Below are 17,563 nucleotides of genomic sequence, written 5' to 3' on the forward strand. Positions count from 1 at the left end.
GAGAACAATGAGTATCGATATCGAAGTAGGCACCAAGGTCACCGTCCAGGTTCCGGCATCCTCGGCCAACCTGGGCCCGGGCTACGACACCCTGGGTATTGCGCTGAGTCTCTACGACACCGTGGAGGTGGAAGTCACCTGCTCCGGCCTGGAGGTGGAGATCTTCGGCGAGGGCGCTGACGAGCTGCCGCGCGACGGCTCCCACCTCGTTGTCAAGGCCATCCGCTCAGCGCTGAAGGCTGCCGACGTAGAAGTCTCCGGCCTGCGCGTGGTGTGCACGAACAACATCCCGCAGTCCCGTGGCCTGGGCTCCTCGGCGTCTGCCGCGGTGGCCGGCGTGGCCGCGGGCAATGGCCTAGCGGGATTCCCGCTTTCGGAACAGCAGGTTGTGCAGCTGTCCTCGGCGTTCGAAGGGCATCCGGATAACGCAGCTGCCTCTGTGTTGGGCAACGCCGTGGTCTCTTGGACGACCGTGCCTGTCGACGGCCGCTCGCTGCCGGAGTACCGTGCCGCGACCTTGGACGTGCACCCGAGGATTAAGGCCACGGCCTTGGTACCGGACTTTCATGCGTCGACGCAAGCCGTGCGCCGCGTGCTGCCCTCGCACGTCACGCATGCCGATGCCGCCTTCAACGTCTCCCGCACTGCAGTAAACGTGGCGGCGCTGACCACCTACCCGGACCTGCTGTGGGAGGGTACCCGCGACCGCCTGCACCAGCCCTATCGCGCTGATGTCCTGCCGGTCACCGCGGAGTGGGTGAACCGCTTGCGCAACCGCGGCTACGCCGCCTATCTCTCCGGCGCTGGCCCCACCGTCATGGTCCTGCACACCGAGCCCATCGAGGAGGAGATCCTCGATGATGCCCGCGGGCAGAACCTGCGCGTGCTGGAGCTGGAGGTCGCCGGGCCGGTCTCCGTCGAGCGCGGTTAGCCTAGCTAGCTGCTCTCTTCCACATCGATTCGGCACACGCCGTTTCCGGCTTTAGGAATGAGCTTCAGGCTAAGCCGCCCGCCGGAATCGGCAGCCGCTTGATCTAGGTAACCATCATGGATGGCGCAGACGAAGGGGGAGGGCTGAATTCCGGCCGTGACGAACGGGCAGGCGTGGAGTTGCACTGTGGTGCGGCCTTCCTCGGCGAATTGCTCCACCGAGGTTACCGGGTCAAAGCCCATATCGCGCATCGTCCGGTAGAGCGGTGCCAGTGCCTCAGCACCGCGGCTGTTCGCCGTGGCTTTAGCCCACGCGCGGCCGATCTCTCGTGCTTGCTCGGATGAAAAGTCATTGAGCTGCTCTTTATCCGCCAGCGCTGTGACCAAGACGCTAATCAGCGTGACGTATTCCTCCGCCACCGAACGGTTGTCGGGTACTCGTACTTGGAAGATTAGGGAGGGGCGCCCGCGCCCGTGCGCTGGGGCGGTAACTACCCGCACCGCGCCGGCGTTAACGAGCTCATCAAGGTGGCCGCGCGCGGTGTTAACGTGCATCCCCAGTTCCTGTGCAATCTCGGCGGCACGTGCTCCTTGCGGGAATGTCTGCAGGGTTGAGAGAACCTCGCTCTGTTTGGGGGAGAGCTTCATCGTGTCAGGAAACAGCTCAGTAGACGAGCGCGGGCTATGCGCAGATGACGTAGACATAAACGGCCTCTCCTTGGACAATGCTACGAGGATCTTACATCTGCTCGCAGCTCTTCCCCTATTTCAGCGCATAAAGCCTTAAAGCAGCGGAATCGAGGAACACAGGCACAACCTCACCGGGGGCCTTGCTGTGTGCCGGTTGGTCTAGAGTCACCCGTTGGCCATCGATCTCCACCAGGGTTGAGCTGCCCAAGTCAGCAAGAATTGTGGCGCTCAGCGCCCCGGCGTTGTCGAAGTTCAGTGCGCTCTGGGGGAAGGCCGCCCAGTGGTCACCGCTGCGAGCAGGAGTGAACACTCCATCGCGGAGGCTACCCCGTAGCAGATTGACGCCTGATAGCTCCGCCATGAAATGAGTGGTGGGCTGCTCCAGTAGCTGATCCACGGGTCCTTGGGAGATGACCTCGCCGGCTTCCATCACAGCGATGTTATCCGCCAGCGTGGTGAGGTCCACGCGGTTGTGAGTGACAATGATGGTGGTGCGGTCGGCCGCCGAGAGGCGCAACAGGTGGCGCCACCGGGCGGCTGATTCGACGTCCATGGCGGCAAAAGGCTCGTCCACGACCAAGACCTCCGGGCGCGCCGCAAGTGCGCGCAGGAGGGCAACCTGCGCGGCCTGCCCGCCGGAAAGCTCGGAAACATGGACCAGCTCCTGCAATCCAGCTGCGTTCAGCAACTCCTGGGTCCTTTGTGCATCCTTGGTCACCATGGTCAAAGCTTGTTCCACGGTGGCAGTGGGTGGTAGCCCGGGGTCCTGGGAGAGCATGACCACACGCTCGGCATTTGTCTGGGCTCCCTGCAAGCGTCCGCTAATGAAACGCATCAACGTGGTCTTTCCCGCGCCGTTGGGGCCAACCACCGCGGTCACGCGCCCGCCACGGAACGTCGTGGTGGTGTCGCCGACCGTGGCTAAGAGATCGCGGGGAGAGTCCTGCGGGGAGGTCATCGTGCGGAGCGCAACCGGGTCCATCGGCTGCAAAGCGCGCACAGCTTGCTCGCGGCGGCGGCGCAGCAGCAGAGGAATTCCGGCCGCGGTGAGCGTGAGGATGGCTATCCCGATCAATACGGCCGACAGCGCATAGGCATTGTCCGCGCTGACCTCACGCTCAAGGTAGATGCCGCTGGGCATGGTTCGGGTAGAACCGGGCAGGGATCCGGCGAAGGTGATCGTCGTCCCGAATTCACCCAGCGAGCGGGCGAACGCCAGAGCACCGCCGGTGAACACGGCAGGGAGGATTGCGGGCAGGATGATGCGCCGAAGAATGGTTCCTGTGCTCAGCCCGATGCCCCGTGCGCTGGCCACGACTTCGGGGTCGAGCTGCCGCAGCGCAGAATCCACCGCCACCACCACGAAGGGCAGGGTGACGAATAAGTGAGCTGCCACAACACCGGGAAAGGCGAAAGACACGTGCAGCCCAGCCTGCTCCAAAACCGGGCCAAGCAGTCCGCGGCGCCCGAGCAGCGCGGTGAGCGCCAACCCGCCTACCACGGGAGGCATGGCCAAAGGGAGGTAAACCACCAGCCGCACGAGGTGAGACACACGGCGTAGCTGCTGGAGCCACAGAGCCAGACAGGTGCCCAGGATCGTGGATAGCAAGGTAGACAACGCCGCCGCGGAAAGGCTGACGCGGAGAAGGTCATGGGTCGCTGGAGCGCTCAGCGTGTCGGCGAGGTTCGGCCAGGGAACTCGCAGCCCGAGGGCGAGCACCGGGGCAAGGATGTAGACCGCAGCGAGCACGCCGGCGGCGATGACCGGCCACGTTGTCCGCGGGCGCTGTTCGTGCAAAATCACGCGTGACACTTAGTCCACCGGGGTAAAACCGAATTTTTCCCAGGTGTTGTCAAAATCCGAGTCGAGGAGGTTGAGGACATCCTGAGCTTCGTCGTGTCGGGGTGAATCAGATACCACCGCGCCCATGATCTCATTGCGGAAGTCTTCCGCGTGGTCGAGTGGGATGGCCTCGACGTCCTCGCTAGCGGCGGCATCGGTGGAATAGACCCACCCGGCGTCCGCCTCACCGGAGGCGACCTTACCCAGGACGTCAGCTACCTGTCCCTCCAAGGAGGAAGCGTGCAGGTCCCAGTTATTGGCCTCCATGATGCGCGTGGAGATGGCACCGCAGGGCACGCTTGGGTCGCAGAGCACGAGGCGTGCCGAGGGATCCAGGTCGGCCGCGGAGCGCAGTCCCAAGGGATTGCCCTTCGGCACCACCATGACCATAACGTTGCTGGCTAAGGCCACGGGTGTGTCAACGGTGCCCTGCGCAGTTGCATCCTCCATGGTCTCCCGGGAAGCCGTGAGGAGCAGATCCGCGGGAGCGCCTTCATTGATTTGCTGAACTAGGGCGGAAGAGCCGCCGTTGTTAAACGCCAGCGGGGTTTCGGATGCGCCGGAGAGGTCGTCATTGAGCACGCGCGTGGAGGAGGCGGCGAAAACCTGCAACGGTTCATCGGAGCTGGAGGAGCAGCCGGCGACAGTCAGCGCGGCGGCGAGAACAGAGACAGCAATTTTCAAGCGGCGCATGGTCAGTTACGTTACGGCATCTTTACGCGGTCCGCGTGAATTTAATATGCACTTCCTTTGGTTCCTTCTTGAGGTATTCACGGTCGAAGGATTCTTCGCGCTGGTCCACCTCGTTGAGCAACGGAAGCGGGTCGTGCGGAGCGATGAGAATCATGGATTCGCCCACGTTGAGGGTGCCCAGCGCTCCATGGATAGCGCCGTGGCGCACCGCGTGGGGAATTTCGGAGGCGTTGAGAGTGGGGATGTCGTGTCCTTTGGAGGCGTCGACAAGCGGCAAGTTCATTGGTGTTATCCCTTTCGAGTTTTAGGCCAGCGGGCGTTGCTGCCCGTGCAACTAATTTACTACGATTATATCCGTGCAAATAAAAATGTCGGATATGCCTCTGCGTGATGTCTCCCTGGCTTCGCGCCGGCGCTGGCACACCCTTGCCTTTAGCCTTGTCGCGTTCTGGATCGCGGTCGGCGTGGGAATTACCGTGGCAAGTTTTTGGGGAGCACCCGTCGTGTGGTGGGACCTCATCCACCCATTTACCCTCGGGGCGCTGACTACCGCGATCCTCGTATTCAGTACCCACTTCACGGAGGCGCTCACCCGCACTCCGGCGGTCGGCTTCCGCGGGGTGGGCGCGCGGGTAGGGCTGGTTCAGGTGGGGCTGGTACTTCTCCTCATTGATCGCGCAGGCTACGACTGGGGTGTGCTTGCGGATATCGGCTCCGCTCTCGTCATCGCTGCCGTTGCGTGGCACCTGTGGGCGCTGTGGACCACGCTCCGGGGCTCTTTGTCTGGTTCTTTCGCTGTGACCGTTCCTTTTTATCTGGCGGCGGCCTGCTTCATGGTGTTCTCGGTGCTACTGGTCATTCTGGCTGCGCACGGGGTAGGGAATTACTCGCTGTTGGTGGCCGCGCACTCACGCGGGATGGTGTGGGGCTTCGGCCTGCTTACCGTCCTGGGCACGGTCATCACGCTGCTGCCCACGTTGACCCGAACCCCAATCTCAGCGGTTGCGCGGGCGCGGTGCAGCCGGGCTTTGACCGTGCATTGCGTGGGGCTGGGGGTGGCCATGCTTGCCGACGCCTCCGGGCTCACCCGCGCTGCCGGCATGGCGCAGCTGCTCACCGTGCTTGCTGCCGTGCTCATCATCCAGCCAGTGCTGGCCGGTGCACTTGGTGGTGAGAAGACCACGGCTAGTGTGTCCGCGATGGCGGGGCTGGTGTGGATGGTGGCGCTCTGCGCCGGTGACGCCGCGGCCACCATCGCAGGGGCCTACCCGCGCGCGGTGACGTTACTGCTCATGCCGGCGTTTCTTGGCACCGGCCTGCTGCAGCTGGTCACCGGGGTGCTCCATCACATGCTGCCCATCCTGGCGGGTACGGCCCGTCCCGCGCACGGGCATATTGCCGGGTTCCTGCGAGTAGGGCTCATTAATGTGGGTGGCGTGCTCAGCCTCCTCGGCATTGCCGGTGTGTCTGTGGTTGGGCTTATCATGATGGGGCTTGGACTCATCGCCAATAGTGCGGCCCTGGCATGGGCCGTCGCATCATCTCAAGGAGAAGTTCATGTCAAGCGTGCCCGTTAAGAAGGAGCATTCCGAAAAGAAGTGGGCGTCCTGGCTCATCATCATCGTCGCGCTCCTCGCTGTCATTGGACTGGCTGTGTTCAACTCGACCACAGGTAAGCAGGACCCAGCTACGGTGGCATCCGCCGACGCCGTGACTGTTGACGTCTCCGTGGACGGCATGGCCTTTGTCCCGTCCTCCATTGACGTGGCAGCAGGCAGCCACCTCGTAGTGAATTTCACCAACACAGGTGACCAGGTTCATGACCTGAAGATTGGGCGCGAGGAGACGGGCCGGGTGGAACCGGGCGAGACCGTGCAGCTCGACGCCGGAATTATCGAGGAGTCCGTGGAAGGTTATTGCACGATCGCCGGCCACAAGATGCAGGGCATGACGTTCATGGTCAACGTCGACGAGTCAGCATCCGGTGAGCATGAGCATGCGGGGGCGTCGGAAAGCACCGGCTCCGCCGGCGCCCCGGCGACGGTACCCTCGGATGCCGAGCGCATGGCAGCCCGCGAAGGCTTTGACGCCGTCGATGCCTCCCTTGCCCCCGCCGAAGGGGACCTCCATGAGGAAACGTGGGTGATGACCGAGGAAGAAGTCGAGGTTGCCCCAGGCGTGCGCCAAACCCGGTGGCTTTTCAACGGGCAAGCACCCGGGCCTACCTTGCGCGGCAAGGTGGGGGATAGATTCCGCATCACCATCAAGAATGAGGGCTCGATGGGGCACTCGGTGGACTTTCACGCGGGTGAGGTCAACCCGGATGAGAACATGAAGTCGATCCAGCCGGGTGAATCGCTGACCTATGAATTCGTGGCACACAGGGCGGGTATCTGGATGTATCATTGCTCGACCATGCCGATGAGCTTGCACATTGCCAATGGCATGGCGGGAGCGGTCATCATTGATCCGCGTGGCGAGGATGCCCTGGCAGACGTTGATGCGGAGTATGTCATGACGGCGAACGAGGTCTTCCTAGCCTCTGCGGGTAAGGAAGCTGAGGGCGCTAACGCGCAGCGCGTCAGCGACGGCGACTATGACCTCACGGCCTTCAATTACTATCCCAACCAGTATGATGTTGCCCCGCTGCGCGCCAAGGTGGGCGATACCGTGCGCATCTGGGTGGTCAACCTCGGCCCGGATCTGCCATTGAGCTTCCACGTCGTGGGCGAGCAATTCGACACCGTGTACAAGGAAGGCGCCTACCTGATTAAGGGCGCGAAGGATTCCGGCTCCCAAGCGCTCGACCTTCTACCTGCCCAGGGCGGATTCGTGGAGATGACCTTCAACGAGCCGGGGACCTACTCCTTTGTCAACCACCTCATGACGAACGCGGAGAAAGGGCAGCACGGCCAGATTATCGTTGAGTAGCAAGGCGCTCGCGCCGTATACGTAATTCGTCCATGGTGTCGATATCGCGCACTGCGGGCGTTGCCTCGACCTCGGCGATGGTGCCCGCGAGCCTCAGTAAGTGCATGGCCGGCTTGTTGCGTGGATCTCCGAGCTCCTCCAGCGCGCGGGTGAGGGCCTTAGTGCGCCACAGCGCGCACAGCGGTTGGAGGCGCCCATCGAGGGTGGCCACTGCGGCATCAGCATCGGAGCTTTCTAAGGCCTGTTCTAGGACAGGCAGGATACGCGGGGAATCCGGGGCGTCGACGGCAAAGATGGCGGTGGTGGGCTCTGAGGAGCTGACCAGCGCGGCATGGCCCGCAGCGATGCCTGCGGCAGGCCCGCCAAACAGGGGGCTTTCGCACACCTGGGGCATGCCCAAACGATAGGGCGAGACGACCGCTACCGGCGCGCCATAAGGAAGCTGGCGCAGGAGGCGGTCGATAAGGCGCTCACCGGCGAGAGTGATACTTGCCTTGTCCACGCCTCCCATGCGTGTGCCGCGTCCGCCCGCCAAAACAATGACACCTGGCATTGTTCTCTATCCTTCCGCGCCGGGCAGTTCGCGGGACCAATCACCCGAGCGACCGCCGGACTTTGCGGTGATGCCGCAGCGCCGGATATAGGCGGAGCGGTCGACGCCTTTTACCATGTCGATGAGCGCTAGGGCGGCGATGTTCACCGCGGTGAGCGCCTCCATTTCCACGCCGGTGCGGTCGGCGGTGCGAACTGTGGCTTCGATGAAAACGTGGTCTTCACACAGCTCAATATCCACCGCACAGCCATGTACCCCAATGGTGTGGGCCAGCGGAAGGAGATCAGGAACTTTCTTGGCCGCCGCGATGCCAGCAACACGCGCAACCGCAAGCACGTCGCCCTTAGGCACGGTTCCCTCCTGCAGCGCGGTGAGAACTTCTGGTGAGCACGCGACCTCGCCTTGGGCGGTAGCTGTGCGTACCGTGGGCTGTTTTTCGGTGACGTCCACCATGTAGGCGGAGCCGGCGGCATTGAGGTGAGTGAACTTCATGTCTAAACAAGAATCCTTTCCTAGCGTGGACCTAGCCTAGCTGACGAAGAGTAGGCCGATCCGGGTGTTCAGATGCGCGATCTTTGGCAGCAACGGAGGGGTGGGGATGTGGAGGCGGATTGTGAAGCTAGTAAGGGTAGACGGTAAGTTGCTCGCCGGCGGCGACCGGACTCGTCAGCAGCGCAAAGCCGTGTGTGCCCGGAAGGGCGGCAACGTGGTGGCTGCGCATACGCGGACCCGGCGGTGGGCTTGCGGTAATGGATTCCGTCATGGTGATGGAGCACGGCTGAATGAGCGGGTGGTGAGGTTCGGGGAAGTCCGCACCGGCGACGGCCGTGAGGCACGGCCGGTCCTTGACACCCGCGGGGCGGGGCAGTCCGCGCAGAGAGCGCAGCAGTTGGGTGAGGTAGAGGTGTGCGGAGACAAACGCCGCCACCGGGTTGCCCGGCAAACACACCACGGGGATACCGTCCCAGAGCGCATGGCCCTGAGGCGCGCCGGGCCGTTGGTTGACGTGGCCGAACCAGTAATCATCGCGTTCCACGGCATCCTCAATCACGGCGCGAACCACGTCGAAGGCGCCGGCCGAGACGCCGCCGGTGGTGACAATGAGATCGGAATCCGCAGCGGCCGCGTTGAAGCGCCGGTGCAGCTCAATGGGGGAATCTCCACAGACCGTGCGGGTGATCTCGCAGAGACCGGTGGAAGAAATGAGGGCTTCGAGCATGGGCCCATTCGAATCGGAAAGCTGGCCGTTGATCAGCTCCTCACCCGTGGCAATGATGGTTACTCGTGGGATGCGGTGAACCACGGCGCTGTCAACGCCGGAGGAGAGGCTGGCGGCGATAAGGGGGGCGTCGACAAGCGTGGCAGATCCAGCGAGTTGGTGGCCGGCGTCGATGTGGGAACCGCGTCGCCGGATATGGTTACGGTCGGGCAGGTGGTGCACCGTAACGGTTTCAGGCACAGGTCCGGGCCCTAGGGGAACATCGGTGTTTTCTACTGGTATGACCAGGCCATCAAAACCCTCCGGAACCTCCCCGCCAGTCATGATTCGCACCGCGGTCCCAGGCTGCGGGACCTGAGTGGGTGAGCCTGCTGGGACATCACCTATAACAGGCAGCGTGAATGGGGTGGTTAAGTCATCAGGTGACGCCGGAGCTGGGATGAGGAAGCCGTCCATCGCCGAATTATCCCGCGGCGGGAGGGGAAGACGGGCGAAGAGTGGCTCGGCCAGAACGCGGCCTTGTACAAGGGGAGCGCGCTCCGCAGGCAGGACGCGAACCAATGCGTGGAGGCGGTCGAAATACTCCTCGATGCTTAAGTCAGTCCCAGTGCTTGTCATTGCACCCAATCTAGCCGCCGATGGCGGACATCGGGCGATCGGGCTGGAGGAATCCTTCATCATCCACACCATGGCCCGGCAGCTTCTTCCACATTTCGCCCGCCCACGCGGCGGCGAGTTCCGCGTCGCTAGCGCCGCTGCGCAACAAGTCCCGCAAGGACGTCTCCGAGTTGCCGAACAAGCAATTACGCACAGCGCCGTCCGCAGTGAGTCGCGTGCGGTCGCAATTGCCGCAGAAAGGCCTTGTCACGGATGCGATGACGCCGATTCGGCCTACCTGTATTAAGCCATCGCGCGCTTGCGCGGTCCACAGTGCGGCGGGGGCGGAGCCTCGGGGCTTCTGCACAGGCGTGAGCTCGAATTCTTCTCCCAAACGAGCCAAAATATCTTCTGCGGTGACCATCCGGGAGCGTTCCCATTCTTCGCGCGGGCCTAATGGCATCTGCTCGATGAAGCGCAGCTGCGCGCCTCGCTCGAGGCAGTAGCGCGCCAAGGGGACGATGTCCTCTTCATTTACTCCGGGCATAACTACGGCATTAACTTTGACCGTGCCCAGACGCCCTTCGCGGTGGGCGGCTGTGGTGGCTTCGATGGCGGCGAAGACATCGCCAAGCCTGTCGCGCCGGGTGAGGCGGGCATAAAGCTCAGGATCAATAGTGTCTAGGGAGATGTTGACGCGGTCCAGCCCCGACTCAATGAGACCGTCCAGGCGGCGGGGGAGTCCCAAGCCATTGGTCGTCAGTGCGGTGGCGGGGGCCAACTTTTCGTCTGTGCGTAGCTGCGTGGTAGCGGCGATAATCTTCTCTAGCGACTTGCGCAGCAAAGGTTCGCCGCCGGTAAAGCGCACCTGGCGAATGCCCAAATGGGTTACGGCAATCCTGATGAGGCGGATGGTCTCGTCGTCGCTGAGCGTCTGTTCAGTGGGCATCCACTCGAGGCCCTCGGCGGGCATGCAATAAGTGCAGCGGAGGTTGCAGCGATCCGTCAGCGAGACTCGAAGGTCGCGCGCTTGGCGTCCATAACGGTCGAGCAAGTCGCGGCGACCATCGCTTAATGCAGGCGGCAGGTCCGGAGGCGTTGCGTCGGCACCGCCGCGGGTGGAACCGCGCGGGGAGGGCGTAGGCAGAAAGACGCGATCAGACATTAACCACACTTTAGCCGGAGTAATAGCAGATCTATAGTCGCTCGGCCCCTTTATTGCGCGGCGCCTTCTTCGGCGTCGAGGCGTTGAGCCTCACCCGGGCCCTTCAGCCGGATGATGTTATAGGCGCCCTCGGCAAGATGGGCACGAAGATCCTTCTTGTCGAACTTGCCCACCGAGGTCTTGTCGATGGACTTCACGAAGGTCCAGTACTCCGGCAGCATCCACGATGGAAGCTCAGAGCGCATCCCGTCACGCAGGCGCTCGGCGGTCTCAATCGTGGGGCTGATATCCGCGGCAAGCACGGTGACGGCCAGCGGGCGCTCGACCCACTGCTTGTCGGGGTAGCCAATGACGGCACATTCGAGCACCACCGGGTTGGCCATGATGAGGTTTTCCAACTGGACGGAGTAGATCCACTCGCCGCCGGAACGGATGACGTCGCGCGCGCGATCCTCCACGGTGAGGAAGCCATCCTCGTTGACGAATCCGACGTCGCCGGTACGCAGCCAGCCATCGGCCGTGAACTTGGAGGCCGCATCTTCGACGTCTTTCCCGCGGAATTCGTGGGCGGCGCCGCCGTCCTCTGAGGTGGGCGAGTGATAGTAGGAGCCGGTCACCAGGTTGCCGCGCACCTGGATCTCGCCGGCATTTCGGTCCGTGGTGTTGACCACGTGGCCGTCATTGACCACCCGGTATTCCAGGGAGGAGGGGAAGCGCCCCTGGGAAATGCGGTAGGCCCACCGGGCTTCACCCGAAGCACCTGAGGGCGGGCGCGCCACGGTGCCCACGGTGGTGGTTTCCGCCATGCCCCACACGTGAACCACGTCCACGCCGTAGCGTTCTTCCCAGCTCTTGATGAGCTGCGGCGGGACTGGCGAGCCGCCGGCAAAAATCTCCGTCAGCGTCATACGCTCCGGCGGGTTCTTGAGGTAGTGCACGAAGAGCTGGATCCAGATGGTGGGCACGCCATGCGCCACGCGTGGGGAGGTGGCGGCGATGATCTTGGCCAGGGTGGCGGGGGAGACGTCGGCGTCGGGAAGCACCAGCGGCGTGCCCGTCATCCAGGCCGCAAAGGGAACACCCCAGCTCAGCACGTGGTAGATGGGGATGCAGCACAGGAAGGTCTCGCCGTGGGTCACACACAGGGAGTCGGAGGAGCGCAATTGCATCCCCTCCAAAAACAGGGCGCGGTGCGAGTAGAGCACACCTTTCGGCGCGCCGGTGGTGCCAGTGGAGTAGCACAAGGCAGCGGCGGTGTGCTCATCCAGCACCGGCCAGTTGTACACGGTGGAGCGCCCATCCAGAAGCTGTTCGTAGCTATAAATCTCAACGTTGCCCGGCAGCGCAATGCTGGGCTTGTCGACGCCCGTGAAAACCACCGCGCGCACGCACTCCACCCCGTCTAGTACGCGGGCGAGCTGCTCCGCTAACCGGGCATCTGCGACGATGACGCGAACCTCGGCGTGGTTGATGATGTGCCGGATCTGATCATTCATGAGCTGCTTGTTGAGCGGCGTAAACACCGCTCCCTTGCAGGCAGTGCCAAAAAGTACTTCGAGGTGCTCTGAGCAATTCCACATCAGGGAGCCCACGCGTTCATCACCAGTGATGCCGAGCGTGTCATGCAGGGCGTGGGCGAAAGCGGCGGCGCGTGCACCGATATCGGCGAAGGTCGTCTCTTCGCGTTCGTTGCCGGGATTGGCGCTGTGCCACGTGACTACCTGGGTTTGGCCGTGAACGGAGGAGCCGTACTCCAGGATGCGGGTGAGGGACAGCGGGATATCCTGCATTGTGGAGAGCATGCGCACCACTTTAGCCGTGTCAGTGTGAGCGCGGTGGATGGATGCGGTATAGTTGTTCGCGACTGGCGGGGAAAGCCTTCCTCGCACCTCCGAGCTCCCTCCACGGCGTGCACACCTGCGGTGAAAAACTCATGGCAGTCCAACGGTGCGCGCGGCAATGAGAGGGTAGAGATACGCTCGCAGTCGCCTTCTTAAAATATCTCCCCGCGATTGACCCGCGGCCGCTTCCTTGAGTTCTTTTCGGAGTGCAGCAAGGAGTTCTTCACGTTCCGCTCCGCAGGGCCGGAGAGGGGGGAGAGCCAAAGAAAACCACCGCCCACGGGGATCGCGGTTGCGTGAACTCGCTGGTGGCGGCGGACCATCTCAATTACACACTGGCTTCCAACGCCCACGTGGAGCGGCACCACGCACAGTGCGGGTGCGGCTGAATAGACGGCGCGCGTTGGTGAAGCGACGAAAGGATATCCGTGAGCGATACGGACAAGACCGCAGCACAGGATCTCGCGTCCCTGAAGCTGCCGGAATTGCGCAAGCTGGCTGCGGAGCGCGGACTTCGCGGCGTCTCCGGACTGCGCAAGGGGGATCTCATCACCGCACTGACCACCGGCCAGGTGCCGGCGCGCGGCGCGAAGGCCGCTGCCCAAGCGGAGCCCAAGAAGGACGAACAGCCGCGCCGCGCTACCCGCAAGGCTTCTCGCCCTGCCGGCGCCGCAGACCAGGACTCCGAGCAGCCGGAGCAGGATAAGAAGCGCAAGCAGGACCAGCCGAAGCAGCAGACTGATGAAGCTGGCAAATCTGACAAGGCTGATAAGTCCGAGCACAACGACGGTAGCGACGAGCACCGCTACGAGTCCCGCTCCCAGGCTCGCCGCGCCCGCCGCAACCGCGCCCGCCGCCAGGAGCGCGAGGCCCGCGAAGAGGCCAAGGGCAACGGAAATAACAACGGTGCCGAGGACAATAATGGCAAGTCCGAGGACAACCAGTCCCGCGGCGGAAACAACTCCGATAACGGTGATCGCGGCAATGGCGGCAACGGTGGCAATAACGGTGGCGGCCACAACAATAACCGCCGCGACAACCACCGCAACGACGATGACAACAATGGCGGCGGCCGCCGCAACCGCCGCAACCGCCGTAACCGCCGCGGGCGTGACCGCGATGGTGGCGGCAATGGTGGCAACGATCTGCAGATCCGCGAGGGCGATGAAGTACAGGTAGTCGGCGGCATCCTGGAGGTCGTGGACAACAACGTGGCCTTCCTGCGCACCACCGGCTACCGCGCGGCCAGCTCCGATGTCTTTGTTAACAACAACCTCGTGCGCCGCCTGGGCCTGCGCTCCGGCGACGCGCTGACCGGCAAGGTCAAGGTTTCTGGCCCGACCCACACCCACGGCAACGGCCGCAACCGCCGCAAGTACAACCAGCTGGTGGAGGTCGACACCGTCAACGGCCTGGATCCGTCGACTGCGAAGGACCGCCCGGACTTCTCCAAGCTCACCCCGCTTTACCCGAACCAGCGCCTGCGCTTGGAGACGGATCCGAAGATCCTCACCACCCGCGTCATCGACCTCATCATGCCGATTGGTAAGGGCCAGCGCGCGCTCATCGTCTCCCCGCCGAAGGCCGGTAAGACGACGATCCTGCAAAACATCGCCAACGCCATCGCCACGAACAATCCGGAGTGCTACCTCATGGTGGTCCTCGTGGACGAGCGCCCCGAAGAGGTCACGGACATGCAGCGCAGCGTCAACGGTGAGGTCATCGCTTCCACCTTTGACCGCCCGCCGTCAGAGCACACCTCCGTGGCGGAGCTGGCCATCGAGCGCGCCAAGCGCTTGGTGGAGCAGGGCAAGGACGTCGTCGTCCTTCTCGATTCCATCACCCGCCTGGGCCGCGCCTATAACAACTCCTCCCCGGCCTCCGGCCGCATCCTGTCCGGTGGTGTGGACTCCAATGCCCTGTACCCCCCGAAGCGCTTCTTGGGCGCTGCCCGCAACATCGAAAACGGCGGTTCGCTGACCATTATCGCCACCGCGATGGTGGAGACCGGCTCCACCGGTGACACGGTCATCTTCGAGGAATTCAAGGGCACCGGCAACGCCGAGCTCAAGCTCGACCGCGCCATCTCCGAGCGCCGGATCTTCCCGGCCGTGGACGTCAACCCGTCCGGCACCCGCAAGGACGAGCTCCTGCTCGTTCCGGAGGAGGCGCGCATCATGACCAAGCTGCGCCGCATCCTTTCCGGCCTGGATTCCTTTGCTGCCATCGACTTGTTGATCAAGCAGCTTAAGAAGACTCGTTCCAACGGTGAATTCCTCATGCAGGTGGCCTCGTCTGCGCCCATGGCGGCAGATATGGATGAGGAGGACTACAAATAATGTCGAACCAGGTTTCCCTCGTTGATGATATTGTCTCCGAGTACCAGGGCATCGAGATGCAGATGGCTGACCCGGATGTAGCCGGGGATCAGAAGCAGTTCCGCAAGCTGTCCAAGCGCTACGCTGAACTGCGCCCCATCGTTGCTGTCAACGATGAACTCGTCCAGGCCCGCCAAGACCTGGCTGACGCCAAAGAGATGGCCTATGAGGACCACGAGTTTCAGCCCGAGGTTGAGCGCCTCGAACCGCTCGTCGTGGAGCTGGAGGAGAAGCTTGCGGATCTGCTCGCCCCGCGCGATGAGCAGGACTCCGAGGACATCATCATGGAAATCAAGGCCGGCGCCGGCGGCGAAGAGGCAGCACTTTTCGCTGGCGACCTAGCCCGCATGTACGAGCGCTTCGCCGACAAGGCCGGCTTCCAGTGGGAGGTCCTGGGCCTCAACGAGTCCGACCTCGGCGGCGTCAAAGACATGTCCATCTCCTTCAAATCCAAGACCCCGTCCCGTGATGGCGCGTGGAGCGTGTTCAAGTTTGAGGGCGGCGTCCACCGCGTGCAGCGCGTTCCGGTGACCGAGTCCCAGGGCCGCATCCAGACCTCCGCAGCCGGTGTGCTGGTCTACCCGGAGCCGGAAGAAGTCGAAGCAGTCAACATCGATGACAAGGACATCCGCGTCGACGTCTACCGCTCCTCCGGTAAGGGCGGCCAGGGCGTGAACACCACTGACTCCGCCGTGCGCATTACCCACCTGCCCACGGGCCTGGTGGTGACCTGTCAGAAGGAGCGCTCCCAGATCCAGAACAAGGCGCGCGCCCTGCAGGTGCTGCAAGCCCGCCTGGATCAAATGGAGCGCGAGGCACGCGAGGCCGAGGCCGGCGAGCAGCGTGCATCCCAGGTGCGCACCATGGACCGCTCCGAGCGCATCCGCACCTATAACTGGCCGGAGAACCGCATTACCGATCACCGTATCGGCTACAAGGCAAATAACCTCGACTCCGTTCTCAACGGCGACATGCACGACCTCATCGAGGCCCTGCAGGCCCAGGAGCGCGCCGAGCGCCTCGAGGCCGAGGGCTAGAAGGCTAAGGCACGGTTATTAACGGTGACTTTTCACACCTATAGGGAGGCGCTTCGTGATGCCACGGAGCGCCTTCGCGCTGCCGGGGTGCCTTCACCCGAATGGGACGCGCGCCTGTTGGCCGCCCACCTCATCCACTGTGGGCACATGGACATCGCCCTCGACGAGCAACCGATCCCCGGTTTTGACGTGGCCTATGGGGCGTTGGTGGGGCGTCGTGAAGCGCGCGAACCACTCCAACACATCCTGGGCGTCGCGTGGTTCGGTCCTCTCGAACTCGAGGTCGGCCCGGGCGTGTTCATTCCACGCCCGGAAACGGAGGTGCTCGCCGACTGGGGAGTTAAGTTTCTGACGAAACTTAACTCGGGGAAGATGACGAAACTTAACTCGTTGGGGACAAAGGAATCTAACTCGTCGGAATCTCCCCGTGTCGTGGACTTGTGCGCTGGGTCCGGTGCGCTCGGGCTTTACGTCGCACACTACGTGCCGCAGGCCGAGGTGTGGGCGGTGGAGCTTGCCGACGCCTCCCTGGCCTACACCCGCCGCAACGCCGCAACCGCAGTGCACGGCGGGGCGGGAACCGTACACGTGGTCCAAGGGGATGTCACCGAGGCGGACCTCTTGCCGGAGCTGCACGGCACCGTTGACCTCGTGCTGACGAATCCGCCATATGTACCGGAGACCCCGGACCTGGAACCGGAGGTTTATCAGGATCCTCACGAGGCAGTGTTCGGGGGAGTAGACGGCATGGAAACCATCACCGCGATGATCCCGACCATTGCCGCGCTGCTTCGCCCCGGTGGCCGCGTGGGCATCGAGCACGACGACGACACCTCGCAGCAAGTGCAGGAAGCCCTGCGCGCGCATGGAGGATTTAGCCACATCGAGGTACTCAAGGATCTCACTGGCACCGCCCGCTTTGTCACGGCACAGCGGGGAGTACAGTAGATTGGTCGAAGATTGGTCGACAAGCCGACAGGAACGGGATTAAAGGAGAGACCAATGCAGGGACAGATTTATAACTGTGCGGACGCCGCCGAGCGCGAAGAAGGAATGGCTCTTGCCGTCAAGGCGGCCAAGTCGGGGCGGCTTGTGGTGATGCCCACCGATACGCTCTACGGGCTGGGCTGCGATGCCTTTGATAACGACGCCGTGGCTAGCCTGCTGGCCACCAAGCACCGCGGCCCAGACATGCCGGTACCGGTGCTCGTGGGCTCCTGGGATACCGTCAAAGGTCTTGTCGCGTCGTTGGATGATACCGCCCAAACGCTGATCGAGGCCTTCTGGCCGGGCGGACTATCCATCGTCGTGCCGCAGGCGCCTTCGCTTCCCTGGAACTTGGGCGATACCCGCGGTACGGTGATGCTGCGCATGCCGCTGCATCCCATCGCCATCGAGCTCCTGAGCGAGGTCGGTCCCATGGCGGTATCCTCCGCGAATATCTCCGGCCAAACCCCACCCACCACGGCGATTGCCGCCAAGCAGCAGCTGGGTAAGGCCGTCACCGTCTACCTCGACGGGGGAGAAGCAAAGGTAGGCAAGCCATCCACCATTATCGACCTGTCTGGCTCCCGCCCTTATCTTTTGCGCGAAGGCGCATTGAGCGCTGAGCAGATCGGTGAGGTCATCGGAGTATCCGCAGAGTCCTTGCGCACCCGCCCGGGCGCCCAATCCTCTTAAGGAGAC

At 63.3% G+C, this 17,563-nt stretch carries 16 protein-coding genes; 7 read left to right on the forward strand and 9 right to left on the reverse strand.

Translation table 11 applies throughout. The annotated features are described in order from the left end of the window. Positions 1-7 precede the first annotated feature (7 nt). On the forward strand, positions 8-931 hold the full coding sequence (thrB, locus tag ACUY3D_RS01345; protein WP_101736603.1) for a homoserine kinase: 924 nt from the start codon (positions 8-10) through the stop codon (positions 929-931). A gap of 5 nt (positions 932-936) precedes the next feature. On the opposite strand, the gene ACUY3D_RS01350 is transcribed toward thrB, so the two are convergent. The 4 genes from ACUY3D_RS01350 to ACUY3D_RS01365 are packed head-to-tail and all read right to left on the reverse strand — an operon-like array spanning position 937 to position 4,439. Then, positions 937-1,635 (reverse strand): helix-turn-helix transcriptional regulator, encoded by a 699-nt coding sequence (locus tag ACUY3D_RS01350; RefSeq protein ID WP_046648916.1) that lies wholly within the window; start codon positions 1,633-1,635, stop codon positions 937-939. A gap of 58 nt (positions 1,636-1,693) precedes the next feature. Then, the gene (locus ACUY3D_RS01355) at positions 1,694-3,424 is read right to left on the reverse strand and encodes an ATP-binding cassette domain-containing protein (RefSeq protein ID WP_448240183.1); all 1,731 of its coding nucleotides are present in this window, start codon (positions 3,422-3,424) and stop codon (positions 1,694-1,696) included. 9 nt (positions 3,425-3,433) lie between these two features. Next, on the reverse strand, positions 3,434-4,156 hold the full coding sequence (gene modA / locus ACUY3D_RS01360) for a molybdate ABC transporter substrate-binding protein (protein ID WP_144675914.1): 723 nt from the start codon (positions 4,154-4,156) through the stop codon (positions 3,434-3,436). A gap of 22 nt (positions 4,157-4,178) precedes the next feature. Then, the gene (locus tag ACUY3D_RS01365; RefSeq protein ID WP_070531183.1) at positions 4,179-4,439 is read right to left on the reverse strand and encodes a DUF2249 domain-containing protein; all 261 of its coding nucleotides are present in this window, start codon (positions 4,437-4,439) and stop codon (positions 4,179-4,181) included. Between the two features lie 94 nt (positions 4,440-4,533). Here ACUY3D_RS01365 and ACUY3D_RS01370 point away from each other — a divergent pair, with 94 nt between their 5' ends. Then, on the forward strand, positions 4,534-5,733 hold the full coding sequence (locus tag ACUY3D_RS01370; RefSeq protein ID WP_154762052.1) for a beta-carotene 15,15'-monooxygenase: 1,200 nt from the start codon (positions 4,534-4,536) through the stop codon (positions 5,731-5,733). Continuing rightward, a complete protein-coding gene (locus ACUY3D_RS01375; RefSeq protein ID WP_070525155.1) occupies positions 5,714-7,087 on the forward strand; it encodes a multicopper oxidase domain-containing protein in 1,374 nt (457 codons plus the stop codon). Before ACUY3D_RS01370 ends, ACUY3D_RS01375 begins: the two co-directional genes overlap by 20 nt. Here the strand turns inward: ACUY3D_RS01375 and mobA are convergent. The 5 genes from mobA to ACUY3D_RS01400 form a co-directional block, all read right to left on the reverse strand. Then, positions 7,074-7,640 carry a molybdenum cofactor guanylyltransferase gene (gene mobA, locus ACUY3D_RS01380; protein ID WP_154762053.1) on the reverse strand — a complete coding sequence of 189 codons (567 nt, stop codon included), beginning with the start codon at positions 7,638-7,640 and terminating at the stop codon, positions 7,074-7,076. The genes ACUY3D_RS01375 and mobA overlap by 14 nt on opposite strands. Before the next feature lie 6 nt (positions 7,641-7,646). Next, on the reverse strand, positions 7,647-8,132 hold the full coding sequence (moaC, locus tag ACUY3D_RS01385) for a cyclic pyranopterin monophosphate synthase MoaC (RefSeq protein ID WP_046648922.1): 486 nt from the start codon (positions 8,130-8,132) through the stop codon (positions 7,647-7,649). Between the two features lie 127 nt (positions 8,133-8,259). Further along, positions 8,260-9,477 (reverse strand): molybdopterin molybdotransferase MoeA, encoded by a 1,218-nt coding sequence (locus tag ACUY3D_RS01390; protein WP_070563236.1) that lies wholly within the window; start codon positions 9,475-9,477, stop codon positions 8,260-8,262. 10 nt (positions 9,478-9,487) lie between these two features. Next, entirely contained in the window at positions 9,488-10,621 is a 1,134-nt protein-coding gene (moaA, locus tag ACUY3D_RS01395; RefSeq protein WP_448240184.1) for a GTP 3',8-cyclase MoaA, read from the reverse strand. Positions 10,622-10,671: 50 nt separating this feature from the next. Continuing rightward, complete coding sequence (locus ACUY3D_RS01400; RefSeq protein WP_448240185.1) at positions 10,672-12,423, reverse strand: long-chain fatty-acid--CoA ligase; 1,752 nt, start codon at positions 12,421-12,423, stop codon at positions 10,672-10,674. Positions 12,424-12,890: 467 nt separating this feature from the next. On the opposite strand from ACUY3D_RS01400, the gene rho reads away from it, so the two are divergent. Genes rho through ACUY3D_RS01420 form a run of 4 tightly spaced genes read left to right on the forward strand, consistent with a single transcriptional unit; the run spans position 12,891 to position 17,557 of the window. Continuing rightward, the gene (rho, locus tag ACUY3D_RS01405; protein ID WP_448240187.1) at positions 12,891-14,801 is read left to right on the forward strand and encodes a transcription termination factor Rho; all 1,911 of its coding nucleotides are present in this window, start codon (positions 12,891-12,893) and stop codon (positions 14,799-14,801) included. Continuing rightward, positions 14,801-15,877 (forward strand): peptide chain release factor 1, encoded by a 1,077-nt coding sequence (gene prfA, locus ACUY3D_RS01410; protein WP_046648926.1) that lies wholly within the window; start codon positions 14,801-14,803, stop codon positions 15,875-15,877. Before rho ends, prfA begins: the two co-directional genes overlap by 1 nt. 24 nt (positions 15,878-15,901) lie before the next feature. Then, positions 15,902-16,825, forward strand: a complete 924-nt coding sequence (prmC, locus tag ACUY3D_RS01415; protein ID WP_269948175.1) for a peptide chain release factor N(5)-glutamine methyltransferase — start codon at positions 15,902-15,904, stop codon at positions 16,823-16,825. A gap of 54 nt (positions 16,826-16,879) precedes the next feature. Beyond that, positions 16,880-17,557 (forward strand): L-threonylcarbamoyladenylate synthase, encoded by a 678-nt coding sequence (locus ACUY3D_RS01420; protein ID WP_448240189.1) that lies wholly within the window; start codon positions 16,880-16,882, stop codon positions 17,555-17,557. Positions 17,558-17,563 lie beyond the last annotated feature (6 nt).

The sequence above is a fragment of the Corynebacterium guaraldiae genome, from assembly GCF_053480195.1.